General features: G+C 72.4%; 20 protein-coding genes. 2 read left to right on the forward strand and 18 right to left on the reverse strand.

The genetic code is table 11. The features are described 5' to 3' along the window. Window positions 1-145 precede the first annotated feature (145 nt). The gene (locus LOS78_RS03510; RefSeq protein ID WP_028713675.1) at window positions 146-574 is read left to right on the forward strand and encodes a VOC family protein; all 429 of its coding nucleotides are present in this window, start codon (window positions 146-148) and stop codon (window positions 572-574) included. A 237-nt stretch (window positions 575-811) separates the two neighbouring features. Here LOS78_RS03510 and LOS78_RS03515 read toward each other — a convergent pair whose 3' ends face one another. Next, window positions 812-1,327, reverse strand: coding sequence for a MarR family winged helix-turn-helix transcriptional regulator (locus LOS78_RS03515; protein ID WP_371255997.1), 516 nt, complete (start codon window positions 1,325-1,327; stop codon window positions 812-814). A 91-nt stretch (window positions 1,328-1,418) separates the two neighbouring features. After that, entirely contained in the window at window positions 1,419-1,700 is a 282-nt protein-coding gene (locus LOS78_RS03520; protein WP_028713677.1) for a succinate dehydrogenase assembly factor 2, read from the reverse strand. A gap of 70 nt (window positions 1,701-1,770) precedes the next feature. Between LOS78_RS03520 and LOS78_RS03525 the strand changes: the two genes are divergently transcribed. Further along, window positions 1,771-2,973 (forward strand): pyridoxal phosphate-dependent aminotransferase, encoded by a 1,203-nt coding sequence (locus tag LOS78_RS03525; protein WP_230376942.1) that lies wholly within the window; start codon window positions 1,771-1,773, stop codon window positions 2,971-2,973. A gap of 198 nt (window positions 2,974-3,171) precedes the next feature. Here the strand turns inward: LOS78_RS03525 and LOS78_RS03530 are convergent, their stop codons facing one another. Genes LOS78_RS03530 through LOS78_RS03605 form a run of 16 tightly spaced genes read right to left on the reverse strand, consistent with a single transcriptional unit; the run spans window position 3,172 to window position 26,367 of the window. Then, window positions 3,172-6,024 (reverse strand): DUF6519 domain-containing protein, encoded by a 2,853-nt coding sequence (locus tag LOS78_RS03530; RefSeq protein WP_230376943.1) that lies wholly within the window; start codon window positions 6,022-6,024, stop codon window positions 3,172-3,174. A gap of 24 nt (window positions 6,025-6,048) precedes the next feature. Further along, entirely contained in the window at window positions 6,049-8,118 is a 2,070-nt protein-coding gene (locus LOS78_RS03535) for a hypothetical protein (RefSeq protein ID WP_230376944.1), read from the reverse strand. Next, on the reverse strand, window positions 8,115-10,769 hold the full coding sequence (locus tag LOS78_RS03540) for a putative baseplate assembly protein (RefSeq protein ID WP_230376945.1): 2,655 nt from the start codon (window positions 10,767-10,769) through the stop codon (window positions 8,115-8,117). The genes LOS78_RS03535 and LOS78_RS03540 overlap by 4 nt, the downstream gene beginning before the upstream one ends. Then, a complete protein-coding gene (locus tag LOS78_RS03545; RefSeq protein WP_230375298.1) occupies window positions 10,766-13,273 on the reverse strand; it encodes a baseplate J/gp47 family protein in 2,508 nt (835 codons plus the stop codon). The genes LOS78_RS03540 and LOS78_RS03545 overlap by 4 nt, the downstream gene beginning before the upstream one ends. 3 nt (window positions 13,274-13,276) lie before the next feature. Then, window positions 13,277-13,639: a GPW/gp25 family protein gene (locus tag LOS78_RS03550; RefSeq protein WP_028713682.1), complete on the reverse strand. Its 363-nt coding sequence runs from the start codon at window positions 13,637-13,639 to the stop codon at window positions 13,277-13,279. Further along, window positions 13,636-13,962 (reverse strand): hypothetical protein, encoded by a 327-nt coding sequence (locus LOS78_RS03555; protein ID WP_036698593.1) that lies wholly within the window; start codon window positions 13,960-13,962, stop codon window positions 13,636-13,638. The genes LOS78_RS03550 and LOS78_RS03555 overlap by 4 nt, the downstream gene beginning before the upstream one ends. Beyond that, window positions 13,962-14,459: a phage baseplate assembly protein V gene (locus LOS78_RS03560; RefSeq protein ID WP_028713684.1), complete on the reverse strand. Its 498-nt coding sequence runs from the start codon at window positions 14,457-14,459 to the stop codon at window positions 13,962-13,964. The genes LOS78_RS03555 and LOS78_RS03560 overlap by 1 nt, the downstream gene beginning before the upstream one ends. Continuing rightward, window positions 14,456-15,598 (reverse strand): hypothetical protein, encoded by a 1,143-nt coding sequence (locus tag LOS78_RS03565; RefSeq protein WP_230375299.1) that lies wholly within the window; start codon window positions 15,596-15,598, stop codon window positions 14,456-14,458. The genes LOS78_RS03560 and LOS78_RS03565 overlap by 4 nt, the downstream gene beginning before the upstream one ends. 1 nt (window position 15,599) lies before the next feature. Next, window positions 15,600-15,887, reverse strand: coding sequence for a tail protein X (locus LOS78_RS03570; protein WP_051416282.1), 288 nt, complete (start codon window positions 15,885-15,887; stop codon window positions 15,600-15,602). Between the two features lie 7 nt (window positions 15,888-15,894). Next, window positions 15,895-16,539, reverse strand: a complete 645-nt coding sequence (locus LOS78_RS03575; RefSeq protein ID WP_230375300.1) for a hypothetical protein — start codon at window positions 16,537-16,539, stop codon at window positions 15,895-15,897. Next, complete coding sequence (locus tag LOS78_RS03580; protein ID WP_230375301.1) at window positions 16,540-21,615, reverse strand: hypothetical protein; 5,076 nt, start codon at window positions 21,613-21,615, stop codon at window positions 16,540-16,542. Next, entirely contained in the window at window positions 21,612-21,863 is a 252-nt protein-coding gene (locus LOS78_RS03585; protein ID WP_230375302.1) for a hypothetical protein, read from the reverse strand. The genes LOS78_RS03580 and LOS78_RS03585 overlap by 4 nt, the downstream gene beginning before the upstream one ends. Then, window positions 21,860-23,656, reverse strand: coding sequence for an AAA family ATPase (locus LOS78_RS03590; protein WP_230375303.1), 1,797 nt, complete (start codon window positions 23,654-23,656; stop codon window positions 21,860-21,862). The genes LOS78_RS03585 and LOS78_RS03590 overlap by 4 nt, the downstream gene beginning before the upstream one ends. Then, on the reverse strand, window positions 23,653-24,966 hold the full coding sequence (locus tag LOS78_RS03595) for a DUF4255 domain-containing protein (protein WP_230375304.1): 1,314 nt from the start codon (window positions 24,964-24,966) through the stop codon (window positions 23,653-23,655). Before LOS78_RS03595 ends, LOS78_RS03590 begins: the two co-directional genes overlap by 4 nt. A 1-nt stretch (window position 24,967) precedes the next feature. Then, window positions 24,968-25,708: a hypothetical protein gene (locus tag LOS78_RS03600; RefSeq protein ID WP_230375305.1), complete on the reverse strand. Its 741-nt coding sequence runs from the start codon at window positions 25,706-25,708 to the stop codon at window positions 24,968-24,970. Next, a complete protein-coding gene (locus tag LOS78_RS03605; protein ID WP_230375306.1) occupies window positions 25,705-26,367 on the reverse strand; it encodes a hypothetical protein in 663 nt (220 codons plus the stop codon). The genes LOS78_RS03600 and LOS78_RS03605 overlap by 4 nt, the downstream gene beginning before the upstream one ends. Window positions 26,368-26,370 lie beyond the last annotated feature (3 nt).

Here is a 26,370-nt window from a genome sequence, read left to right on the forward strand (position 1 = left end):
TCGTGCTGTTGGGCATATCTTGTGGCACCGACGGGTGATTCAATCAACCGGCAGTATGGGCGCCGCAGGTGCAGCCAATCGTCCCACATTGCGGTCAGGCCGCCGGCATGCCAGTCTGGCGGCGACGAAAGGGAAAGGGATGACGATGAAGGTCCGCTATCTGCACACCATGGTCCGCGTGCTCGATCTCGAAAAGACGATGGCGTTCTTCCGCCTGCTCGGGCTTGAGGAGACGCGGCGCATCGACAATGAGAAGGGGCGCTTCACCTTGGTCTTCATGGCGCCGCCCGGCCAGCCGGAATGCCCGGTCGAACTGACCTGGAACTGGGACGGGGACGAGGGCCTGCCCTCGGACAGCCGGCATTTCGGCCATCTCGCCTATCGGGTCGAGAACATCTACGAGATGTGCCAGAAGCTGATGGATGCGGGCGTGACCATCAACCGGCCGCCGCGCGACGGGCACATGGCCTTCGTGCGCAGCCCCGACAACATCTCGATCGAGCTGCTGCAGGAAGGCGAGCATCTGCCGCCGCAGGAACCCTGGGCCAGCATGGAGAATACCGGCCACTGGTAGGCGCCGGCCCGCAAGCGCAAAGCGCCGCGCGGATGGCGCGGCCCTGTCGCTTGGCGGCCGCTCTTTCCCGCGGCGGCCCGCCTTTTCGCGCGGTAGCTGTGCCGCCAGGATCATGCCCGGCCCGACGCCCCCAGGATCGGCCGGCGGGAAGAGGCCCCTTGGGCCGATTCGCGTCGGGCCGGGCATGATGGCGCGGCCGGGCCATGCATCCCGGCGGCGCGTTCGGCAGCGGCGCTTTCAGTAGATGTAGCGGATCTGTTCCGCCCAGAAGCGTTCGACCCGCCGCCATTGCAGGTTCACCGTCTCGATGGGCGGATCGTCGAGCACGCCGGACAGGTCCAGCCCCTCGGCATGGCGCATGAACAGCCGCGCCACGCAATCGCGCACCTCCTGCCCGGCGGGGGTCAGCCGCACGCGGACCGAGCGGCGGTCCATCTCGCAGCGCTCGTGATGGACATAGCCCAGCTCGACCAGCTTCTTGAGATTGTAGGACACGTTCGAGCCCTGATACATCCCGCGCGAGCGCAACTCGCCCGCCGTCACCTCGGAGGTGCCGAGATTGTAGATCAGCAGCGCCTGCACCGGCGTCAGCTCGGACCGGCCCAGCCGCTCGAATTCGTCCTTGACCAGATCCAGCAGAAGCCGGTGCAGACGCTCGAGCATCTGCAGGCTTTCCAGATAAGCCTCGGTCCGGCCGGTCCGCGGCATGGGCCGCAGGGCGGGCACCGTTTGGGCAGAGCTGCGCTGTTGCATATGCGGGTTCCGTTGATGGCCTCGTTTCCGCCACCATGCCGCATATTTCCCAATCTTCGGTTAATCCCGGCGCGGTTCGCTAAAATTGCGGCTATTTCCGGGTCAGCCGGGCATGGGCAAAGGCCGCCACCCGGTCCAGCATGGGCAGAAGCGGCGCGGGTCCCGGCCGGGCATCGCCCAGCCGCGCGGTGATCCAGGGATAAAGGTCCTGGTCGTTCTCGGCCAGCACGGCCTCGTAGAGGTCCAGCTCCTCGGGGCCCAGCCCGGCCAGTTCGCTGTCGGCGAAGGGGCCCAGGATCAGGTCCATCTCCTTGGTGCCCCGCCGCCAGCTGCGCATCCGCAACCGTTTCAGCCTTGCCTCATGCTCGTCCATGCTCGTCCCCGGCTTGCCTGTCCGCGGGGGGGCGCCTATGACGAGGCGACCCAGCCGCAGGATGAATTCGATGAGCTTTTTGTCGCAGACGCTCGCCCGCGTCAAACCCTCGCCCACCATCGCCATCACCGGCCGCGCCCGCGACCTGGCCGCCGAGGGCCGGGACATCATCAGCCTGTCCGCCGGCGAGCCGGATTTCGACACCCCCGCGCATATCCGCGAGGCCGCCAAGGCCGCCATCGACGCCGGTCATACCCGCTATACCGCGGTGGACGGCATCCTGGAACTGAAACGCGCCATCTGCGACAAGTTCGCGCGGGAAAACGGGCTGGACTATGCGCCCGCTCAGGTGACGGTCGGCACCGGCGGCAAGCAGATCCTCTACAATGCGCTGATGGCGACGCTGAACCCGGGCGACGAGGTGATCATCCCCGCGCCCTATTGGGTCAGCTATCCCGACATGGTGCTGCTGGCCGGCGGTACGCCGGTGGTGATCGAGGGCGCCATGCAGAACGGCTATCGCATCACCCCAGAACAGCTGGAAGCGGCGATCACGCCGCGGACGAAATGGCTGATCCTGAACTCGCCCTCGAATCCGACCGGCGCGGGCTATGGCGAAGAGCACCTGCGCGGGCTGACCGAGGTGCTGATGCGCCACCCGCAGGTCTGGGTGCTGTCGGACGACATCTATGAGCATCTGGTCTTCGACGATTTTCGCTTCGTCACTCCGGCGCAGGTCGAGCCGGGGCTGAAATCCCGCACCCTGACCATGAACGGCGTCAGCAAGGCCTATGCCATGACCGGCTGGCGCATCGGCTATGGGGCCGGGCCCGAGGAGCTGATCCGCGCCATGGCCAAGCTGCAATCGCAATCGACCTCGAATCCCTGCTCGATCAGCCAATATGCGGCGCTGGCCGCGCTGCAGGGGCCGCAGGATTACATCGCGGAAAGCCGTGCCGTCTTCCAGCGCCGCCGCGACTTGGTGGTCGCGGGGCTGAACGCCTGCCCCGGCATCGTCTGCCCGGTGCCGCAGGGGGCGTTCTACGTCTATCCCTCGATTTCGGCGCTGATCGGCAAGACCTCGGCCGGCGGCACGGTCATCGCCGACGACGAGACCTTCGCCACCGCGCTGCTGGACGAGACCGGGGTGGCGGTGGTCTTCGGCGCGGCCTTCGGGCTTGCGCCGCATTTCCGCATCTCCTACGCCACCTCGGACGCGGTGCTGACGGACGCCTGCGCACGGATCAAGGGGTTCTGCGAGGGGCTGCGCTGAAGATGCAGTCCTGAAAATGGGTAGAGGCGGGTATGTCCCGCCTCATCCATGTCTCCGGATGATTCGAACAGCACCTTACGACTTGAGACTGAACAGCGACTCGCGACGCATATCTCGCGCTTGGCTACCTGTGACGATCAAAGACCGCCTTCGACGGAAAAATCCTAGCATGCAGCCGGCTGTTGCCAAAGCGTTTTTCTAGCTGATCGCCACGCCGGCGGCGACGACATAGGCGCGCAGCGTGTCGGGCGCGGCATTGTCGCGCAGCCGCCAGATCCCCGCCCGGGCCTCGCGCAGGGCGGGGATCACCGCGAAGCCGTTGGTCAGCTGTGCGGCGCGGTTTTCGGACCAGACCAGTTGATCGCCGCGCCAGCCGAACTGGCAAAAGCCGAAATGCGGGGAAGGCAGGCCGCCCCGAAGCGGCTGGTCCTCGCCCAGCACGCTGTTCTGGCTGGCCAGCAGCCGGTCGCCATGGCCCATGAACAGGCCGAAGGCCGGGGTGGCGGTGCTGGCCGGGCGCAGCAGGATGGTGTTGCCGTTGACAAGCGCATGGCGGATGGCATTGCCCGGCCGGTGGTCGCGCCAGCGCGGCGGCACCTCGTCCCGCGCAGACGAGGCGGCGATGCGGATGCCGCAATCGGCGCCCTCGATGCGATTGCCGCTGACCTGCGCCTCTTCGACGGCGGGGCCGGCGATGCAGATGGCCTCGCCGATATAGGCGTCTGCCGCGGTGCGAAAGATCTCGGGGCGCAGCAGCCGCAGCGGCCGGCCGTTGAAGACGACCCGGCCCTGGTTCGCCGCCGCCTCGGTGATCAGGTTCGAGATGCGCCGCCGCATCTCGGCCGGCTCGGTGATGCGGCCGCGCGCGCCGCCCGGGGCCAGCGTCGCCAGCAGCCGCAGCACCTCGGGATCGCCGCGCAGGATCACCGTGCCGCGGCGGTAAAGCGGCACCTCGCCCAGCGAGCCGCCGAAGATCAGCTCGGGGAGCGAGATCGGCCGGCCCTGCAGCTGTCGCCCGTCGGTCTGATAGGCCGTCAGGTCGGGCTGCACGTCAAGGCTGCTGAAGCGCAGCAGGCCCCGGCGGATCCGCGCCAGAATGCGACGGTCGGTCGCCAGCCGCAGCGCCGCGCTGCCTTCGCGGCCGGGCAGCGGGACGAAGCTGTTGTCCTGCACGACCGCACGCCAGGCGCCGACGATCAGCAGGCCGATCTGCGCCTGGCCGACCTTGAAGGCGCAGTCGCGCACCCGCACCTCCTGCCGCCGTCCCAGCGCGCCGATGCTGGCGATGCAGGCCGAAGCGCGGTCCGGCCCCGGCCGGCAGCGCGCCCGCACCCGCTCGACGCTGATGTCGCCGCAGCCCAGCATGGTCAGCGCGCCATGGCGGCCGCCGCGCCGCCCGCCATCGCCGTTGGGCCCGCCATTGACCGACAGGTCCGCGACCCGCACCGAGGCGCAGCCCCGGAACAGCAGCGCCGCCTCGCCCTCGGCGACCGAGACCACGGTCTGCGGCCCGGTGCCCTGCACGATGACATGGCCCAGCCGCTCAAGGCGCAGCGTCTGCTGCAGCTGGAAATTCCCGCCGGTCAGGCACAGCCGGATGCTCTGGCCGGGGCGCAGCGCCTCGACGGCGGCGCGCAGCTCGTCGCGGTTGCGCACCAGCGCCGTGCAAAGCCCTTGGCCCGAGCGGCCGGCCAGCGCCTCGATCGCCTCCTGCACGGTCTCGGCGCCCAGCCCGGTGGCGCTGTCGTCATAGCCGACATCCTCGGCCTGCAGGCAGGTCAGCGCCGGGAAGGTGGCGCGCAGGTCGATCACCTGCGCGATGCCGTCGCCCGCGCGCCGCGCCAGCGCCAGCGGCACCCGCCGCACGCCCCAGGTCATCGGCGGCACCGCTTCGTCCGCCGCGCCGGGATAGGGCGGCCAGACCACCGCGCCGGTGGCGGCGCGGGCCTCGAACATCCAGGCGTCGCCCGCGACATAGCTGCCATCGGTGAAGGCGACCTGCACGCCGCGCTCCAGCAGGGTCGGCGCGCCCGTCAGCGGCAGGCCGAGCGCCGAGGCGCCGCCATGGTCCCAGCGCCGGATACGCGGGTTCACCATCTGGTCGAAATTGCCGATGCCGGGCGAGAAGGTCGCCACGCCCTCGGTCAGGGTCATGCGGGTGAAGGTGCCTGGCCGGCCAAGCGCCGCGTCGCGGTCGTCCTGCACCTCGACCCAGCCGCCCGAGGGGAAACCCAGCGCCTCGTCCTCGCGCGCGCCCAGCAGGATGAACTCGCCGCCCTCGTTGCGGCCGAGCCGCGCGGCGACCGCGCCGTTCTCGCGCGACCAGACGAAGCGCGCCTGCGCCCGCGTGCCGCCCCGGACGATCTGGACGCGGTAAAGCTGGTTCTCCTGGCTCAGATAGCCGGCATCGGGCGGGATCAGGCAGTCGCTGTCGTCGGGCAGGTCGGCGGCGGGGGCGGTGCCGGCGCTCATCCGGCCGGTGCCGGGCCGCCAGTCGGGAAAGTCCGGGGCATGGCCGCAGCCGGCGCGCGCGACGATCTCGGCGCGCTCGGCATCGGTCAGCGTCACCGGGCGGATGGCGACGCGCCAATGCGCGCGCTCGCGCACCGCGGTATCGACGCCCGACAGCGCCGGATCGGCCAGCAGCCCGTCCTGCAGCGCCGAGACCTCATCCTTGCGCAGCTCCAGATGGATCAGCATCTCGGCGCCGTCCTGCACGATCTCGGCCAGCGGCTCCAGGTTCAGCCCGCCGCCCTGGTCGGCATAGGAGACGGGCGCCGGGTTCTCGACCCGGACGCCATCCACCCAATAGCTGCCGGCGCCGATGCCGAAGCCGCCCGCGCCGGCGGTGATGGCGAAGCCCGGCGCGGCCTTGGGCGTGCCGCCCGGCCCGATGATGCGGGCAAGCGCGCTTTCCATGCGCTCGGTCTGGATGGCCGTGTTTTCGTTCCAGTCCGAGTCGGTGTAAAGCCGGCCCTGCTGCATCAGCACGCCCGAATAGCCGCGATGCTTCGCGTTCGGGCCGCGCCAGCGTGAAAAATCTCCGGTCATGTCAACCTCCTCGTTCTGGGCGCGTCAGCTTTCATGGAAGACCCCCGCGGCATGGCCGAAGCGCAGGAAATCCTCGATGCTGCGGGCGATGTTGTCGTCGCGGACGGTCAGGGCGGCGCGGTTATGGGCGCCGATCTCGCCGCCATTCTCGGCCCCGCGGCGCAATGCGTCGGGCGTGCCGGGGGCCAGCAGGAAATAGCCGGGATCCGCATAGCGCAGGCTGGCGAAGACCGGGGCCGGGCCGCGGATGCAGCGATAAAGCCGCGGCACCAGCGACCCCTCGGGAACCAGCGAAAAGCGGATGCAGCCGACCTGCCGACGCGCTGCCGTCACCGCCGGGGCGGCGCCCAGGAACAGCGTGTCGGTGGTGGCGGGCAGACCCTCGGCGGTCTCTTCCTCGGCGGTCAGGCCGCCGGTGAAGCCGTCGGTCTCGACCCGGCCGCGCAGCGTGCAGCGGGTCAGGCTGAGGACGTGGCGCAGCGCATTCGGCGCCGCGAAGACCGCCCGCGCCGCGCCGCTGCCGGCGTCGATGATGCAATCGGCGAAGCCCGCCTCGACATCCGAGGCCAGCCGCACCGGCCCGGTCACCACCCGCTCGCAGCTCAGCGCCATGCCCGTCGCCTCGATCAGCAGCGAGACCTCGCCGGGCGAGACCGGGTTGCCCAGCCGGTCTAGCCCCAGCCCCGGCACCAGCGTGCAGTCGCGCAGGACCAGCGTGCCGGGCGCATTGGCATTGCCGCGGATGCGCAGCATGCCGCCATGCATCCGCAGCCCGTTCAGCTCCACCCGCGCAGCGCGGCCCAGGGTGATGGTGAGGGGCGCGGAAAGCCGCAGGGTCGGGAAGCGTCCCTCGGCGGCGATCAGCCGCAGCACGCCGCCATCCGGCACCGCGATGCTGCCGCCCGAGCGGTAATGCGTGCTCTGTTCCAGCAGGAAGGTGCCAATGCTGCCGTTCTCGGCGATGCGGGTGGCGATGACCACCGAGGGCGGGATCGCCACCGCATCCTCGACCGAGCCGATCGAGGCCGATCGGTCATGCTCGCCGCCGCCGATCTCGGAGGGGCGGGCGAAACGGCAGGTGACGCGCACCGGGCCGGGGCGGTTCGCGCCGACCACCAGCCGGCCCAGTTCCGGGTCGATCAGGGTGCGGTCGGGCAGGGGGGCGCGGTTCCACGGCTCGGTGCCGCCGCCGGCGCGGTCGCCCAGATGGGCGGCGCGGATCTCGGCCAGCGGCACCTCGGCATTGCCGACGAAGACCCGGATCGCCCGGCCCTCGCCATAGAAGCGGCCGGGATCCTCGGCCATCAGCGCGCGGCTGATCGGGATCGGCAGGGCGGATTCGCGCATCGGCTGCTCGATGGGCGGCCGGGCCTGGGCGCGGTCGAAAAGCTGCGCGTCGCAGCCCAGCGGATGGAAGCGGAAGGCGCGCCGGCCCGCGACCACCGGGCTGACCTGATGGTTGCTGATCGGCCAGGGCCGCAGCCGCCAGACATGCAGCCCGACATTGCCCAGGTTCCAGCGCCCGCCACGCGTGTCGATGCGCCGGACCTCGACCCCGCGCGAGGCGCGCTCATAGGCCGCGCCGATCCGCGCCAGCCCCGGCTTGTCGCGGAAATCCACCGCCGCGCCCATGGCGGGATGCGTCAGGCGCATCGACTGCGCATGCACCAGCTTGCGGCCGTATTCCACCGCCAGCACCGGCAGGTTGGCGCTTTCCGAGGCGGCGTGTTCCAGCGCCCGCAGCGTGCCCTTGCGCGCGCGCAGGGCCAGCGCATCGGCGACGCGGGCGCGCAGGTCCAGCCCCTCGGGGATTTCGCCCAGGCCCCGCACGCCCAGCAGATCGCCCAGATAGGGCACCACCCAGGGCGCGCAGGTCTCGATGAAGGCATCGTTGTAAAGCCGGGCGATCTGCTCGTCCACCACCTGCGCCTCGCGCGCGATCAGCGAGGCAAGCGTGCGCAGCGGGCCGAAATCCTGCGCCTCGCGCGCGTCGGTTGGATCGAGCCGGCCCTTGACCGCCGCGCCCTCGGCCGCGTCGCGCAGCCGCATATAGGCGGGCAGCAGGGCGAAGATGTCCTCGGTCGTCAGTTTCATGCCGCCACCTCCAGATGCAGCCGGGTGGGATCCAGCGTCAGCAGTTCCGCCGCGACCGGCAGCGCCCCGGCAAGGTCGGGCCGGCCGAGCGCGGCGGTCAGGCGCGGGCGCAATTGCGGCGTGTCGCCGGTATAGAGCGCGTCCAGATCGACCCCGACCACGCCCGGCGCCGATTGCAGCGCGCCGATGACCTGCGCCTGGCTGACGCCTTGCCCCAGCTCGCGCGCATCGAAGGAAAACGCCGCCAGCACCGTCCGGCGCGCGGCCTCGATCACGTCCTCGGGCATGTGGCCGGGATCGGCGAAGAGCCGCGCCGCCAGGCCGAAGCCGACCGGGCGGTAATTGCGCAGGCCGACGCGCAGGTCGGCTTCGCCCGCCGCCAGCAGCGCGGCGCGCAGGTTCTGCATGTCGTCGCCGGCCTCGGGCAGGATGGCGCCGCCCTGTCCGGCGACGGTGACCAGGATCGGGCGGGCGAAGCCGTCGAAGGTCCAGTCGGCCCGCGCCTTGGCCACGGCGGCGAAGCCGCGGGCGAAATCCTCGTAATCCCGCAAGGACACGGCGCGGCCCAGCGTCAGGACGCCCATGGGCGCGTTGCGGCGCGCATCCTCCAGCCGCTCGGCATCGGCGCCGCCGGCGGGGGGCAGGGGGTTCGTCACCGCCTTCAGCCCGGTGGGCTTGGTAGCCAGCAGCGACAGCTGCCCGGCCTCCAGATGGCCGGACAGTCCGGCGCCGCGCCGATAGACCGCTTCGACATTGCCCTGTCCGGTGGGCAGGCGGGCGCCGCGCAGCCCGTCGCCGAAAACGACATGGGCGCTGCCGTCCTCCTCGATGCGCAGCAGCCAGACCCGGTCCTGCGGCCCGGCGGCGCGGAAATCCTCCACCAGGTCCCAGCGGATGCGGTTGACCCGCACCTCGATCGCCGGGACCATGCCGCGCGCGTTGCGGGCCGAGACATGGGTCAGCGGCCCGGATTTCAGCCTGAAGCGCTGGAAGGTCCGGGTGGCGTCGCCGTCGCCCAGCACCTCGGCCACCGTCTCGCCATGCGTGGCCAGCGCCACATTGGCCGAGAGGCGCACCGTGGCGCGGACATAGCGATGCGCCAGCGGCTGGGTAAAGGTCAGCAGCGAATGGTCCCCGACGATCAGGTTCTGCGCCAGCACCCGGATCTCGGCCGCCGCGACGCCGGCCAGATCAGCGCGCTCGCCGGTGATGGCCAGCACCTTGCCGGGCATCAGCTGCAGCTCGGGCGTCGCGATCTCGACCTGATCGGCGCCGAGCGCGCCCGCGGCCTGCCCGACCGGATCGGTGATCGGCAGGTCGGCCAGCGGCAGCGGCTCGGGCAGGGCATGGGCAATGCTGCCGCGGGTGGTGAAGCCCGACAGCGCGATCAGCGTGCCGTCCGGCGCCAGCCCCTTGTCGTCGACCTCCAGCCGCGTGACCTTGGCCGCAAGGCCGTAGGCCTCGACGCCCTGGGTCTCGGCGGCATGGATGCGCAGCCAGGCCTCGTTCGCGGCATTGCGGATCAGCAGGCCCTGGCCGGCGGTGATCTCGGGATAGTCGCGGTCGAGATAGAGAAAGGCGCGGTTGCCCGGCGGCGTGTCGCCCACCTGGCCTGCGGTGGCGGTGACCGCCCCCGGCGCGCCGATCCCGGAATTCGCCGGCAGCAGCTTGACCGCGGCGGTATTGCCGAAGAACCCGGCGCGGATGCGCAGCATTGCCGGGCGGATCGGCCCCTCGGCCCGGAAATCCGAGGCCTGCACCGCCTGCCGCATCTCGCGCGGGGTCAGGCTGTGGAAATTGCTGGCGCTGGCCAGCGTCGCCACCGACCAGCTGTGCCCGGCCAGCAGCGCCACCATGCTGCTGGTCGAGAAGGCCAGCCCCGGCATCCAGATGGCCTGCAGGATCGGCTGGAAGCTGTAGGGCGGCTGACTGGCGGGATCGCTGCGCAGCGCCAGGATGCGCCGCCCGCCGATGCCGTCGCGCAGGCCCGAGACCCGGCGCAGGAACCCGGCCTGATCGCCCGACCCGGTGGCCACCGGCACCTCGCCCTGCATCAGCAGCAGCGGATCGCCAAGCGCCAGGCGCGGCGCGTCCGGCGCCAGCTGGATCTCCTCGGCGCCGGCGGCCAGGATCTGCGGCCAGGCCATCAGCGGCCGCATGGCGTTCCATTCGGCGCGCGCCAGCAGCGGCTCGACGGTCTCGAACAGCTGCGGCAGCTCGCCGTCGCGCGGGATCGAGCGCACCTGCAGGCCCGGCGGATAGTCCAGCACCGCCTCGGGCGCGTCATGGGGCTCGGCCTCGAAGACCAGATGGCACGAGGCCGCCTTGGCCGGGGCAAGCTCGTAGCCGATCAGCCTGGCATGGGCGCGGACGCTTTCGCGCCGGGTCGCGGTGCGCAGATAGGCCTCGTTCGCCTGCCGCTCGGCATAGAAGGTCAGCGTGTCCAGCGTGGCCGCCCAGGCGTCCAGCAGGCCCAGGGTGAAGTCGTCCCGGTCGCGGCTGCGCAGCTCGGACAGGCCGGGGCGGTTGCCGTCCGCCAGCCCGCGGCGCAGCGCGGCCAGGAAGGTCGGATGCGTGCCGGCGCGGGCGCGCAGCGCCGGCAGGCCGGCACGGTTGGCGATCGGTTCCGGCGTGGGTTTGACGCTGCTCATCTGCCCCCCCTCGTCTCGATGGTCAGCCGTCCCTCGCCGGGGCGGTTCGGGTCGTTCGACAGCACCGGGATCTCGCGCGGGCCGAAATCCAGCACGCCCTCGGCGCTGGCATCGGGCTGGCCCGAGCGGCCGAAGGCGGTGACGCGCAGGTCGGCCACCCCCGGCACATCGAGCCCGGCGCGGTAGATATGGCTCAGATAGATGCGGCTGCCGAAGGTCACGTTGTCGGGATGGAAGAAGCCCGGCCGCCCGTCTTCGGCCAGCCCGGCGGAAAAGCGCGCGGCCAGCGCCTCGGCCACCTTGTCGGCAAAGGCGTCGGCTTCGGCGCAGGCGCGGATGGCGATGGTCAGCGGCACCAGGATCGGCGCGTCCACGGTCAGGTCGTGGCCCATCATCCGATAGGGCTCGAGATAGTCGAGCAGCATCTGCCGGAACGGCTGATCCACCGGCAGGCCGGCCACCCGGTCCACGGTCAGGAAGATCGCCGGCCAGCCGCCCAGCCAGCGCTTGCGGGCGGTGGCGCGCTGCACCTCGGGATGGGCGTCCAGCAGCGCCTCGTAATCGGCCAGCGTCACCGCGCGCCTTTGCAGGTGGAAGCCGACCGGCGCGCGCTGGCGCACTTCCGCCACGGTCTCGCGTTCCGCGCCACCGGCGGCGGGCAGCGGGTTTGTCGCGCCGGCGACATTGGCCGCCACCGCGCCCGAGGCCGCGACCCGCGCCAGCGCCCCGGCGCCGATATTGCCGGCGCGGCCATGGCCGACGCGATAGCTGGCGGTGAAGCCGTCGCCGGGCCGCGGCGTCTTGCCGTTCAGGCTGGGCGAGGCGCCCTGCGGCTGGCCGAAGCGCAGCCGGGTGGTGCCGTCGGCCTCGACCTCGGGGACGAAGACCAGCGCATCGGGGGGCTGGCCCAGCAGGTCCGGCACCGGCAACCAGCGGTCGCTCTCGTCGGTCGAGCGCAGGGTGATCTGCGCCACCGCCCGTGCCGGATCGACCCGCAGCAGCTCGGCCGCCGGGGCCGCGCCGCCGTCCGGCGGCACCGCGAAGCTCAGGTCGCGGCGGGCAAGGCGCGGATGGAAGGGCCGCGGCCGGTCCAGCGCCGCCAGCGACTTCGGCTCGTCGGGCTGGCCGGGGGCGGGCGGCTCTTCGGGGTCGGTCAGGTCGGGGGCAAGGCCTAGCGGCTCGGCCAGCGGCTGGTCGGTCGCCGGGTCGGGCAGGGTCAGGCCGTGATCGGCCAGCACGATATTGCCAAGCGCCAGCGCCATCGGCTCGCCTTCGGTTGCGCCGTGGTCCAGATCGAAGCGTAGCGCGTCCGCGGCCCCCCAGCGAATGCGCCAGACCCGCAGCGGCTGCGCGGCACCGCCGCCGGGCGGCGGCAGCAGTTCCAGCGGATCGGTCAGCATCTCGGGCGGGGCGGTCAGCCGCACCGCCTGACGCGCGCCGGGATCGGCGTCGGACAGCCGCCGCGTCACCGGGTCGCGGTTTTGCACCAGCACCAGCAGGTCGCCCGCCGCCAGTTGCAGCGCCTGGTCCGGGTCGCGCAGGTCGCAGAAGGTGGCCCCCCGCGCCAGCACCGCCTGGGCATCGCCCCAATGATGCAGGGCGATGCGGTGATGGGCGGCGCGCAGGGCGGCGGGCGCCAGCGGCTCGAAGGCCACGGCGCCGGTCTCGACCGCCGCCTGCGCGGCGGCCAGCGGGATCACCGCCTCGCCGTCGCTGTCCGAGCGGGTCAGGAAGGCCACGCCCTGGTCGGGCAGGGTGAAATCCGTCACGCCCGGCGCCAGCCGCAGTTGCGCCAGCACCCGCGCGCTGGCGCCGTTATGCATCCGGTAGCCGACCAGCCGGGCATGGCGCGCGGCCGAGACCCGCAGCCGCGCCGTCTGCAGCGCGTATTCGGTGCCGACATGGTCCAGCCGGTAGCTGAGCGCGTCGCCGATAAAGGCCAGCCATTCGACCAGCGCCACGCCCAGGTCGGCCGGGTTGCGCTCGGTCCAGTCCGGCACGCTGACCGCCATGCGGTCCAGCATCAGCCGGCGATAACTGTCATAGTCGCGCGCCAGGTAATCGATCTGCGGCGGCTCGGCCGGCCGCTCGGGGGCGGGGGGCGGCGCGGCGCAATCGCCGGTGTCGCAATGCAGCCGGAAGGCGAAGCGGATCTCGCGCAGGATCGGGTCCCAGCCCGGCAGCCCGTCGCGGATGCGCAGCCGGTAGGTCGAGAAATCGCCCGCCCGGTTCACCCGCAGCCGCAGCTCGCGCCCCGACGCCTCGGCACTGATGACACTGACGCCGCGGATGCGGTCGCCGCCCTCGACCAGCAGGTCCGAGGGCCGCAGCGCCGGCGCGGTCGGCCGTCCGTTCGGCTGGCCGGGCAGCGGATGGACGAAGCGCAGCACCAGCCGGGTCATGTCGCCGGCATCGACCTCGATCCCGGCGATGCCGTTCACCCGCGCGGCCGAAGCGGCGAGCCTTTCGCGCCTTTCGTCCAGGAAGCTTTCCGAGCGTGCCATGGCCTAGACCTCGCGCGTGAAGGTGTCGCTGACCGTCTCGCCGGTGTCGCGCAGGACATAGGAGAGGGTGATCTCCAGCAGCCCCTCGTCGCGGCGCAGGCGCAGTTCCGAGACGGTCAGGATCTCGGACAGGTGTTTCTGGATCGCCGACTGGATCAGGAAATCGGCGGCGGTCTCCAGCGCCTGGTTGTTGGTGTCGAACAGCATCTCAAGCAGGCCCGAGCCGAAATCGGGCCGGTTCACCCGCTCGCCCGGGGCGGTGAACAAGACCGCCTCGATCAGGTCGCGGGCATGGCGGCGGGCGTCGCCGGTGGTGGCGGTGCGGCCGGTGCCGTCGATGCGGAAGGGGGCGGAAAGATCGGTCATTGTCCTGTCACCCTGACCTGCTGCGCCACGACCTGCGGCGGGCCGGCGGGTCCGGCCGCGCCGATGCAGATGCCGCCCGAGGAAGACAGCAGCGCCGGGCTGCCCTCGATCGTCACGCGGGTCGCGGGCGTGGTCCATTGCACCTGCGTGCAGGGCTTCGGCCCGTCCGGCGTCGAGAACGAGCAGCCCGCAATGGTCATCATATGCGCCACCGTCACCGCCGGCTGGCCGCCCAGCTGCACGCGGGTCGAGCTGGAGCCGGGCTGCGCCTGTCCGCCATGCGGGCACAGGATCGTCGCGCCCATGTGCAGAAGGTTGGTCATCACGTCACCTCCAATGCGCCCGAGTTCACCGTGACCTTGGGCCCCGAAAGCTCGACCTTGGCGCCGCCCGAGCTTTCCAGCGTGATGCCCTGCGCAGTGATGGTGATGCGGTTGCCGGCGGTGGTCTCGATCACCAGCGGGGCCGAGGAATTCACCTCGTCCAGGGTGATCGTGGCGGCCTGGGTCTTGATGATCTTGACCATCGGCGTCTGGCCGGGGCATTCGCCCTCGCCCCAGAAGCAGCCGGACCAGATGGGGGCGTCGATATTGCCGCCCTCGAACTCGACCCAGATATTGGCGCCCACGGGCGGGATCAGGTAGAAGCCGACGCCCGAGCCGGCGAAGGGCACCGAGGGCATGGCCCAGTTCAGCGTGTTGGTGCCGTAGACGGCCGGCACCTGCACCTGCAACCGGCCCTTTTGCAGCGGGTCGGTGTTGTTCGACACCGTGCCGCGATACTTGCCGAAATAGCCGGCGCGCGTCGTCTGTTCGTTCATGGCAGCACCATGGGCACGGTGGTTCCCGTGCCCTCCCGGTTCAGGGTGAAGGATTGCGTCCACGCGCCGCGCGAGATCTTGTGAATCACGCTTTGCACGTAATAAAGCCCGTCATTGTCCAGCCCCGCGCCGCGCAGCCCGACCAGCCCGCGCGGCGACAGGATCGCGCCATAGCGCGCGGTATCCAGATCGCCCGTCACCTTGACCGTGTCGGTGGTGGCGTCGGATTGCGCCTGCGCCTCGCCCATGGCCTGCGCGGCGGATGGCGCGCCTCCGGTCTGGAACAGGTTGGTCCGGACCGTGGCGCGATTGGAGATCGAGGGCTGCGCGGCCAGCGGCGGCCGCAGCGCCATGGTCGAGCGCACCGGCATGGTCTGGCCGGTGGCCGGGTCCTGCACCTGGCCCTGGACCTCGGCCGCCTCGCCCGCCGCGTTCTCGAAGCTCAGCCCCGAGACGTTGCTGTCCGGCCCCATGTCGGTGGTGATGGCGCGCTGCGGCAGGCCGATGCGCGGCGGCGGCCCCCAATAGCCAGTCGAGGTCAGCGGCACCGGGCCGGGGATGATGGTGAAGATGCGGTCATGCGCCGCCGCCAGGTCCTTGAGATAGGCGAAATCGGTGCCGCGCTGCATCGGCACCCGCTCGGTCGGGTTCGGCCGGTCCACCGTCATCGGCGGGATGACCATCGGCACGATGCCATATTGCATGTAGCGCAGCAGGATCATGCTGGCGATCTCGCCCGGGCCCTGGGCGGGGTGGGTGGTCTCGCGCTCCTCGCGGTCCATGACGAAGCTCAGGTCCTTGCCGCGCAGCTGCAGCCGCGCCGGGCCGGCCGATTGCGCCGGCTTGAACTCGGCCGTCTCGACGATGCCGTCGATCAGCACCACCGGCATCAGGCCCATCACCGCCGTCAGCACGATACGCGATCCCGCCTTCAGCGCCGGTTCGGCCATGATCGGGAACACCCCCGCCAGCGCCGGGGCGCGGATGGCGTCGAAAACCAGCTCGAAGCCCGAGACCTCGCGGTCCGAGATCGCCACCTCGGCCGAGACGAAGCGCTCCATCAGCTCGGCCGGCAGCGGCCGGGGCAGGCCCGTTCCGGCCAGCAGCGTCAGGCGGACCCCGATCAGCTCCTGCAGCATGTCACGCCTCCCCCGGCTGGGTCAGGTTCAGGCGGCGGCCGGGGATGTCGGCCAGCGCCAGCGGCTCGGGGTCGGGATTGGCGTCCATCACCCGCCAGGACTGGCGCGCGTCGCCATAGGCGCGATGCGCCACCAGGTCCAGCCGGTCGCCATCCGCGACCGCGATGCGCGCGGCGATGCGCGGCGCGTCGGGGATGATGCGGCGGTCCAGATAGGCGATGTCGCGCCCCTGCGCATCGGTCAGGTGCAGGACGGCGGATTTGGCATAGCGGGAGTCGCGGTCGATCATGGCGCCCTCACATTATCTTCACGTCCGAGCCCAGAACCGAGCCCAGCGAGTTGATGCGCCCGACCATGGCCATGGTTTCCTTGACCAGCTGGTGGCTGAGGAACATGGCATAGCCGGGATGGCTGCTTTCCAGGTCCGAATAGCTGAGCACCGCCAGATCCATCGACACCTTGGCCCGGATCGGGTTCAGCCGGGGGTCATAGGCTTCCTCGGTGATCGACAGGGATTTCAGTCGCACCGGCAGGATGCGGGTCTTGCCCCAGATGAACACGGTGAAGGGGCCGCTGGCGGGCAGGATCTCGACCGTGCCCAGGCGCAGCAGCACCGCATTGGCGATGACGGTCGAGGCGGCGGGGTAAAGCAGCGTCTCCAGCTGCGCCAGGCGCGGATGCAGGCCAAGTTCCTCGGCCTCGCCCTTTTCCAGGTCGTCGCTGGCGTCCAGCACCGCCTCGACCTTGATGACCTCCTTCGGGGCGCCGGCCAGGCGGAAGCTGTCGGCGCCGCCCTCGCTTTCGGCGGCATTGGCCTCGATGGTCCGTTGCAGGCTTTCCGGGTTGATCTGGAAGGGGATCACCTCGGGCAGCGGCACCGGCGGGCGGAAGGCGACGATGGCGCCTTTCAGCAAGCGGGGCGAGCGGGAATAGCCGGACATCTAGGCGCTCCTCACCTGGTCGATCTGGGCCTGCAGGGTGGCCTCGAAATTCGGGAAATAGCCGCGATACTCGGCGGCCAGCGCCGACAGGCTTTCGGCCTGCTGTCCCGAGTTGAAATATTCGCCGTAGGCCGAGCCGCCCTCGGGCAGCGTCTCGCCGTTCCAGACCGTCAGCCGGAAGAAGCGGACGATGTTCTCGGCCATCTGGTGCATCTCGCTGAAATAGACCGTGCCGTCCGAGAGGTCGCGGGCCACGATCCCCTCCAGCGCCTGGTCCCAGATGCCGTGACCGGCGGTCTGCTGCTTGATCTCGGCGCTGGGGACGCCGCCGCTGACGCGGGCATAGATGGCGCCGGGATGGCCCTGCATGATGCCGATGCGCGCGCCCTGATGCGGGCTGCCCGGCGGATACCATTCCGCGCGCCGCGCCTCGGGCAGGCGGTTCTCGGGCGTGTCCTTCCATTCCGGGTCCATGCGGTGGCCATAGGCCTGATAGCTGATGACCACCTTCTGCGCCGGATAGGGACCTTCGGGCGCGAAGATCAGCTGCCTGGTGGGCGTGCGGACGCGGTGCTGGAACTGGATCAGCTCGCACAGCCCGCGCAGCCGCTCGGTCTCGCCGCGCTCGACATCGTCGGCGGCGTTGCGGATGATCTGCGCCGCGAAGCGCGAGGCGATCCATTCGTGCTGGCCGGGATCGGCGCCCCTGACCGCGTCGGCCAGCCGCTGGCCGTTCCGCGCCGCGCGTTTCGAGCCGGCCTTGCCGGTCGGGTCGGGGCGCACGAAATGGCCCAGCGGCTTCGTCACCCCGCCCTCGCCGCTGCCGGCGGCGTTCATGGCGTCGTCCTGGTAATAGGTGCCCCAGCCGCCCTGCGTCATCACGCTGTCGAACTGATCGACGATCACCGTCCGGAAATAGCTGCCCGTCACCTGCTCGAAGGCGTGGTCGTGGCTGTCGGCCCCGGCGCTGCACATGGCGGTCACCGCCTCGGAGAGCGGCGTGGCCAGCGCCGTCATCAGCGCCGGATAATCCGGCCCGCCGCCGGCCAGAAGCTGGTCGGTGATCGCCAGCGTCGCGCCGCCCTCGTTCAGCCGCCGCGTCAGATGGTCGCCGAAAAGCTGCCCGACCCGCGCCGGGTCGAATGCCGGTTCGGCGCCGAGGAAGGTATCGGCATTCGGCAGGCTCAGCGCCTTGGCCAGCCGCCGCGCCTCGGCCGAGACGGCCGCGTCGAAACCGCCGCCGGTGAAGCGCCGGGCGGCGCCCGTGGCATTGGCCGGCCGCCGCCAGGGCTCGGTCGCGCTGCCGTCGCCGGCCAGCATGGTGGCGAAGCCGCGCCAGTCCAGCGGCGTATAGCGCGCCACGTCCAGATTGGGCAGCACGTAGCGGCGCAGGTTCTCGGACAGCGAGGGGGCCATCGCCTCAAGCTCGGGGGCGAATTTCTGGTCCAGCGGCACGATGCTGATGCCGAAGAATTCCAGCACCCGCGCCACGGCGCTTTTCGTCTGCTCGCCCTTGGCCTGCGTCTCCTGCGCCTTGGCGGCGGCCTCGGCCTTGACGGCGTCCGAGGCGCCCTCGGCCTGGGCCGCGTTCACCGCGTCCTCGGTCAGCTCGGCCTGGGCGTCCAGCTGCGCCTCCTCGGCCTTGGCGGCGGCGATCAGCGCCTCGAGCTCGGCGCGCTTGTTCGCCAGCACCACGCCGCGCCAGTTCTTCTGCGCCGCGTAATCGGTGAAGGGCTGGCCCAGCCGGCCGTCCAGCCAGGCGACTAGGGGCGTCGGGTCCGAGCGGATGACGGGGCGCACCGTCTCGCCCTCGTCCTCGATCAGCAGGGTGTGGGCTTCGGAACCGGCGCGGAAATGGATCGGCGCCATGATCTGGCCGGCGGCGGGGGTCTCGGCCTGTCTGCCCTCTATGCCGAAGGCGGCCAGCACCCGGCGCATCAGGTTTTCCAGCGCCGTCTCGATCTTCAGCCGCACGGCGCGCAGCACCTCCTGCACCTTCTCGGGGATGCCCGAGACGCCGATCAGCCGCGCCAGCAGGTCCAGCACCACCGGCAGCAGCCGCGCCAGCACCTGCTCGACCCCGCGCATCGGCGGCTCCAGCGCGCCGGTGGCGATCTCCCAGATGGTATTGATCACGGTCTGCACCACGGCGAAGATGCGGGCGAGCTGGGTGCGCAGGAACTGGATGAAGTTCCAGATCGTCATCACCAGCTTCACCAGCGCCCCGACCGGGTTGAACATGCCGGCCAGCCACATGATCGAGGCCAGCACCACCCTTTCCAGCAGGAAGGTCTTGAGCTGGTCCAGCACCATGTCGCGCAGCATCGCAAGGTCGCTGGTCAGCTGTTCCCACAGACCCTGCCAGCCGCCGGTGATCAGCGCCCGCACATAGCTCAGCACGTATTCGATCTTCTGCACGGCGCTTTCGCCCAGCACGCGCACAGCGACGCGGCGCACGGTCTCCAAGGTCAGGCCGAGCGCCTGGCGCGCCACGTCCAGAAGGCCCCAGAGATCGAATTCCGCCGGCATGGTGATGCCGCGGCCGAGCGGGCCGGTCAGCCACAGGATGATGCCGGCGATCAGGTGGCGGCGGAAATTGTCGGCAAAGCGCTGGATGCCGCCCTTGACCGCCTCCAGCAGGTTCTGCACGAAGCCGCCGGGATTGGCGACGATCAGGTCGATGGCCTGCGCGGCGCGGGCGAAAAGCTGGAAGAAGGCGTCGGGCTGGATCCCCAGCGCCATCAGGATCGGCGACAGGATCAGCCGGGCCAGCGCCGCCCAGTCGCCCGACAGCGCCGCCTGGGCCAGCGCCAGCGCCGCGTTGACCGCCGCCTGCCAGGCCGCCAGCAGCGCGTCCAGCGCCGCGGCCAGCGCGTTCATCAGGAATTCGATGCCGGCCTTCAGCGCATTGGCGATGCGGTCGATGGCCGCGGTCGCCGCCGTCACCGCCGCGTCGATGGCGGCGTTCAGCGCCGCGGCGATGGCGGGGAAATATTCGGCCAGCAGCCGGTTCACCAGGGTCTTCAGCAGCGCCCCGAAAGCCTCGATGATGCCCTTGATCAGCCCGGCGGCGGCGTCGATCAGCGCCAGCGCCGCCGATTTCACCGCCTCGATGATGTCGCGCACGGCGGCGCGCACCGCGTCGAAGATCGCATTGATCGCGGCGGTCAGCCGTTCGAGCTGCGCCTTGACCCAGTTGACGGCGCGGTCCCACCAGCTCTGGTTCTCGGATTCGCGCTCGGCCTCGTCGCGGCTGGCTTGCGCGCGGGTTTCGCCCTGCGCCACCTCGGCCTCGGCCTCGCGCTCGGCCTGGGCGAAATCGGCGTCGATGCGGGTTTCAACGCGGCCGACCTCGGCATCCACCTCGCCGCGGGCCTCGCTGCGGGCCGAGGCCGCCTCGTCGCGCAGGTCCGAGACATGGCCGGCCTGCTGGTCCAGCGCGTCCTGCCGGGCGGACTGGATGTCGGCGCGCCGGGCGATCACCTCGTCGCGCTGCGCATGATCGGCCTCGGCGTTCAGCCGCGCCTGCTCCGCCTCGGCATGGGCCAGCTCCGCCTCGCGCCCGGTCTCGCGGCTCTGGGAGGCGGCGTCCAGATCGGCCTGCGCCTGGCCGAGCGATTCCTGCATCGCCGGGCCATGCGCGCGGTCGAACAGCGCCACCGTGGTCGCGTCCAGCGGCTGGGCGGCGAAGGCGGCGGCGCCCTCGACCGGGGGCAGGGCCGGCGCGGGTTCGGGCGCCGGGCGCGGCGGCAGGGCGAAGCTCTCCGACATCTCGCGCAGCTGCGCCTGCTCGGGGCCGGGGCCGTCGATCACGGCGCGCGCGGCGGCAGTGCCGGCCTCGGTCGCCTGCGTGCCGGCGGCGGCCTCCTGGTCCGCGACACGGGCCGGATCGGTCTCGCCGGCCAGCGGCACCTCGGGGCGCGCCCCGGCCGAGGTCGCCACCTGCCCGTCGCGGGTCTGGACCCGGTCGAAGCTGCGCTCCAGCGATTGCGGGTCGCCGGCGGTGAAATCGCGCTCGAAGAGCGGGCCGAGGCTGGCATTGGCGGCCGCCTGGCCGGGGTCCGGGGTCGGCGCCAGATCGGGCAGCGGCGCGGGCGGCGGCGTCTGGGCCTCCAGCGCCCCGGCCGTGGCGGCGGGGGCTGCGACCGGCGGGGCGGCGGGAAGCGGCTCGCCCGGCGCCATCTCGGCCCGCAATTCCGGCAGGGCGGCATCCTCGGCGGCGCGGGCGCGGGCCGAGGCGGCTTCGATCCGCGCGCCCAGCCCCGCCGCCTCGCGCGCCTTGACCGAGGGCGGCGCGGCGGCAAAGGCCGCCATCACTGCATCGGCGTCCTGCGCCGCCTCCAGCGCCGCGCTGGCCGCTTCCGCCTCGGCCGCGGCGGCCTCGGTCTCGGCGCCGAGATCGGGTTCGGGCGCCGGGCCGAGCTGTTCCGGCGCGACCGTCTCCGGCGCATCGGCTGCGGGCTGCGCGCTTGGCGGGACATGCTCCGCCAGCGGCGGGCCCGGCTGTTCGGGTGCCGGCTCGGGCGGCACGGCGGCGGGCGGATCGGGCTGAGGGACCGGGTCCTGCGCGCCCTGCATGCGGAAGGCGATGGTGCCGGGGGCCAGCCGCGCCGCGACCGGCGGCGGGGGGGCGCCGAGCCGCGCCTGCAGCTCGATCCGCTGCGCCTCGGCCTCGGGGCTTGTCTTGGCGTCCTGCCGCGGGGCGCGGGATTGCAGCACATGCGCCAGCTCATGCGCGACGACCGGCAGGGCCGCGTCGCGGCGCAGGAACAGCACGCCGTCCTGCGCCGCCGCCTCGGCGCCCTTGCGGTCCAGCGCCGCCTCGACCGGGGCGCCGGCCAGCACCTCGACCGGCGGCAGCGCACCGAACATCGCCTCCAGCGCCGGGCGGAAGGGCAGGTCGGCGCGATGCAGCCCCGGCGCCGCGGCCTGGCGCAGCCGCTCCAGAGGGATATGGTCCGGGGCCTCGGCCGCCTCAGTCCGGGGCGGCGCGACCACCACCTTCCAGCGCGGCCTGGCGCGGGCCGGCTCGCGCGGCGCCGGTTCGGGCGCGGCAGGCTTGCGCAGCGCGCTCATGGCCCCAGCCTCCGCAGCAGCGCCCGGGCCAGTTCGCGGCCCATCGCCTCGGGCGTGCCGGCGCCGACGGGCAGCCGGCCCAGGTCGATGCGCTCCAGGTCGGCAGGGCGGATGCCGGGCGGCAGGCCGTGGCGTTCCAGAAGCGCCGCCAGCTCGGCCTCGAAGGCGCGGGCGGCGCGGGCGGCCTCGGCCTCGGACAGGCCGGGCAGGGCCAGCGCGCCGATATGCAGGGTGACCGCGCCACTCATCGGAAGCCCCGCAGTTCCGCCTCGGAGAGCGGCTTGCCGAGCTTCATGTATTCCTGCCGCGCCGCGCGCTCCAGATGCGCCATGCCCAGCCGTCCGCCGCTTTCGGCGGCCAGCCAGGCGGCGGTCAGCGCGATCGAGCGGATGAAGCCGCCGGTGACCGCCAGCCGGGCCAGCGCGTCGAAGTCGATGGCGTCGCGCGGCAGCGCCTCGGGCAGCACCGCGCGCCAGATCAGCGCGCGCTGCGCGGCGTCGGGGAAGGGGAAGTCGATCACCGCGCGGAAGCGGCGCAGGAAGGCGTCGTCCACCGCCGCGCGCAGGTTCGTGGTCACGATGGCGATGCCGGCATAGCTTTCCAGCCGTTGCAGCAGATAGGAGGTCTCGGAATTGGCATGGCGGTCGTGGCTGTCCTTCACCTCAGGCGAGCGGCGGGCGAAGATCGCCTCGCCCTCGTCGAAAAGCAGCACCGCCCCGGCATCTTCGGCGGCGTCGAAGATGCGGCCGATGTTCTTCTGCGTCTCGCCGATATATTTCGAGGTCAGCGCCGCCAGATCGACGCGGTAGAGCGCCAGCGCGCCGCCATCCTCGCACAATTCGCGGGCCAGGATCTCGGCCGCCATGGTCTTGCCGGTGCCCGAGGGACCGCTGAACAGCGCGGTCAGCGCCAGCCCGCGCGCCGACTTGGCACGAAAGCCCCAATCGTCCAGCACAAGCGGCCCATGGCGGCGGCAGGCGGCAAGCTGGCGCAATTGCTGAAGCTGGGCGGGCGGCAGGACCAGGTCGTCCCAGCGCGCCTGCGGCTCGATGCGCTGCGCCAGCCCCTCAAGCCCCTGCGCGGCGCGGGCGCGGATCAGCGCCGGCAGGTCGGGGGCCAGGCCGGTGGCGTGGCTGGCCCGCGCATCCGCCATTTCGCTGCCGGGCAGCGGGGCGGCGCGGGCCGGGATAAGGCTGGCGCGGGGCCGCTGCGTGCGATGCGGGTCGATGCCCCAGAGCAGGCAAGGTCCCAGCAGCCGGTCGGCGATCAGGCAGCCCTCGGGCGTCGCGGGGATCAGCATGGCCGTTTCGGTCAGCACCACGTCGCGGTTGAGCAGTTGCGCCGCGCGGGCCGGGTCGAGGTCCTGCGGCAGCAGCCGCGGCTCCAGCGCCGCCAGGTGCAGGCCCAGCCCGGCCGCGGCCTCGGCGGCCAGCGCGCCGGCCTCGGCCGGGTCGGCGGTGGCCAGGTGCAGGATCGGCGCCGGGTTTTCCGCGCGCGCCTTCAGCAGCGCCTCGGCCAGCGCGCCCGCCTGCGGATGCGGCGCGGCAGGACAGGGTGAAAGCGCCGGGGCCAGCGCCGGATCGGGGACCGGCGCGCCGATCAGGGCCGAGGCCACCGCCTCGGGCACCGCCAGCAGCCGCTGCGCAAACCCATGGCCCGGCAGCGCCTCGACCAGTGCCCCCTGGCGCAACAGCGCGGCGGCAGAGAGCGCCGGGCCGGCCTCGGGTCCCAGCACCATGCCGCACAGCGCCGGGGTGGCGCGGCCATGCTGGGCCAGCGGATGCGCGGCCAGGGCGGCGGCGGGTTCGATGCCCAGCTCGGGCGCGGCGATCAGGCAGAACAGGTCGAGATCCAGCGCCGACAGGCCGAAGCGCCGGGCGATCTGCAAGAGCGCCACCGGCCCAAGGGCCGAGAGGTCTTCGAGCTGCGCCAGCAGCGGCCCGGCCGGTTCGCCTTGCAGCAGCGCCATGGCGTGGCGGCCGGCCAGCTCCAGCGCCCGTGCCTGCCGCGCGGCGGCGGATATGGTCTGGTGCCGGGTCATGGGTCCAGATCCGCGACCGGCCCGTCGAAGCCCTGCGGCCCCAGCGTGGGCAGGCTGGCGGCGCCGTCGATCTCGGCCCGCACGACATAACCGGCTGCGACCACGCCGGCCAGATCGGCGCGGATGCGGTCGGTGCTGCCCTCGACCAGCCGCGCCGGGACCGAGAAGGCCGGCGCCGATCCCCCCGGCAGCGGGTTGAAAAGCAGCGCCGCCGTCTGCCGCTCGCCCACCGGATGGCCCAGGGTCAGCGTCACGCTGCCCGTGAAGCGGCCGGCGGCCACCGTGCCGGCCCGCGCCACCGCCGTCACCACCGGCGCGATGGCGAAGGGCAGGGCGTTCGAGCTTTCCCAAAGCCGCTCTGCCTGGCCGGGCGCAGGCTCGAACAGGTGATCGACCATCAGCCGGGCGATGCCGGCCGGCTGGTCGGCGGGCAGCTGCAGGTCGATGCGCCGCGCGTCGACATTCGCCGCCGCGACGGGGATCGACCGCCCGCCCAGCATGACCCGCATCCGTTCGGCGGCCAGCGCCGTGCCCTCGGCCGCCACCCAGCTGCCGGGCAGGATCGCGGCCATCGGGTCGGGAAGCGTCCCCGCGCCGCCGGGCAGCGCCGCCACCCGCAGGATGCGCGGTGCCTGCAGGGGCGCGGTGCGGCCGCCGATGGTCAGCACCGGCAGGGCCGAGCGCGCCGGGCGGCGGCTTTCGATCAGCACGCAGGCCACCTGATACAGCGCCGAGGCCCGCAAGGGCGCGGAAAAGGCCGACCAGATGTTGCTCAGCGCCTCGATCTGGCCGAGGTCGCGGCTTTCCGGCACGGCTTGCGTCACGCGGATCTGCTCGAACTGTTCGGCGAGATCCGCGGCGACCAGCAGCCGCAGCGGCGCCGGCAAGAGGCTCGCATCCACCGCCGGATCGGCGCCGCCCAGCGAGGCGCGGATGTCGGCGCGGGTCAGCACGGGGGTCTCGTGCAGCACCTGCATGCCGTAGCCCAGCAATATCTCGGCATTCAGGTCCTCGGCGCCGGTGGCGGTCAGGATGTAATGCAGGTCCAGCGCCAGCCAGGGATTGTCGATGCGCGCCCCCGAGGCGCTGCGGGCCGGCAGGCGCCGGCTGGACCAGGCGGCGTTGCGGGTGACGTTCCACAGGTAGATGTTCAGCCGGTTGGCCGGCTCGGCGTCGTCCTCGAGCCGGTCGGGGGGCGAGGAAGTGACGCTGAACTGGCCGATGGAATCCAGGTTGGCATTGAGCAGCCCGTCATTCAGCCGGTCCCTCAGGATCGCGGTCACGGCGGCTATGGCGAGCGCGTTCGACATCCTATCGCTTCCATCCGAGATAGTCGGTCAGGCCGGGCCGGGCCGGCGTCGCGGGGCGCGGGGCGGGGCCGGGCCTTGCGGCTTGCGGGGGCGGGGCGGGCGGCGGTTTCGCGGCGGCGACCTCGATCCGGCCGATATGGATCTCGACTTTCGGGGGGGTTTGCGGGACCGGCGCGGGCGGCGCGGTTTCGGGCGCGCTGGCGGGCTCGGGTGCGGCCGGGCTGACGCGCATCCGGGGCGGGGCAGGCGGCTCGACGGTCTGCGGCGCGCGGGGCTGGCGCGGTTCGGCCGGCCGGCGCGGCTCCTCCGGCGCGGCTCTGGTGCGGGGTTCGGGCGGCCCCTGCGTCGGCTGGGGCGCGGGGGCTTCCGCGGCAGGGGGCGTCGGCGCATCGCCGGGGCGCGGAACTGGCTCGATCATGATGCCCGGCGCCTGCGGTGCATCCCGGGCGACCGGGGCGGGCGCATGGGCCGGCGCGGGGTGCGGCTGGGCTTGCGGCGCCGGGGCGCGCCGTTGCGGCAAAGCCTCGGCAACCGGCGCTGCCGGCTTCGGCGCCGGGGCGGGTGTCGGCGGGCGCGGCGGCTCGGTCCGCGGCAGCGGCGGGCGTGGCGGGGCGGCGAGGCGTTCCGCCGTCTCCTCGGAGAAGCCCGCATCCGGGGCATCCCCCTCGAAGCGCTGGCGTGGGCGGGGCAGGATCGCCGGCGGCTGCAGGAAGCGGCGGCTGAGGGTGTCGAACAGGGTCATGGCGCCACCTCGGCGAGATAAAGCGCGCGACGCGCCGGCGGCATGGCGAGGATCTCGCGCTCGGACCAGCCGAAGGCGCGGGCCAGCCGCACCACCTCGTCGAGCAACCCGCGGGCCATGTCCTCGATCTCGGCCCAGAGCCAGGCGGCGGGATCGAAGCCCTCGTCCAGCGCCGCGCCGCATTCCGGGCAGTCCATGGCCAGCGTCAGGCCAAGCGCCGGATCGGCGGCCTGCAATGCCTCGGCCGCCAGCGCCGCAAAGCCGGGATCGTGCCAGGGCGCCGTCCCCAGCGCCTGAAGCCGCAAACCCTGCGGGCCGAAATCGGCAAGGCAGGGCAGGCGCAGCAGATGGGTTTTCCCCCGCCACTCTACCGCGACGGTCTGGGCAACCGCTGGGGGGGGAACGAAATCGGCGGGCAGGGTGAATTCCAGCCGCGCGCCGCAGGCGGGGCAGGTGCAGACCGCCTCGTCGGCTGCCGGCCTGGCCATGTCCGCCAGAAGCCGCGTGCGCAGCGCCCAGATGCGGCGGTCGAGCTCGCCCAAGGGCAGCGTCTCGGCGCCCGCCCCGGCGGCGGCGCGGCCGAGCAGCGCGGCGCGGCCTAGCGCATCGCCCGCCCGGCCGCGCTGGTAGAGGTCAAGGAGCGCGTCGCCGTCCAGCATGGT

It is taken from the genome of Paracoccus sp. MA, from assembly GCF_020990385.1.
In the GTDB taxonomy this organism is placed as follows: domain Bacteria; phylum Pseudomonadota; class Alphaproteobacteria; order Rhodobacterales; family Rhodobacteraceae; genus Paracoccus.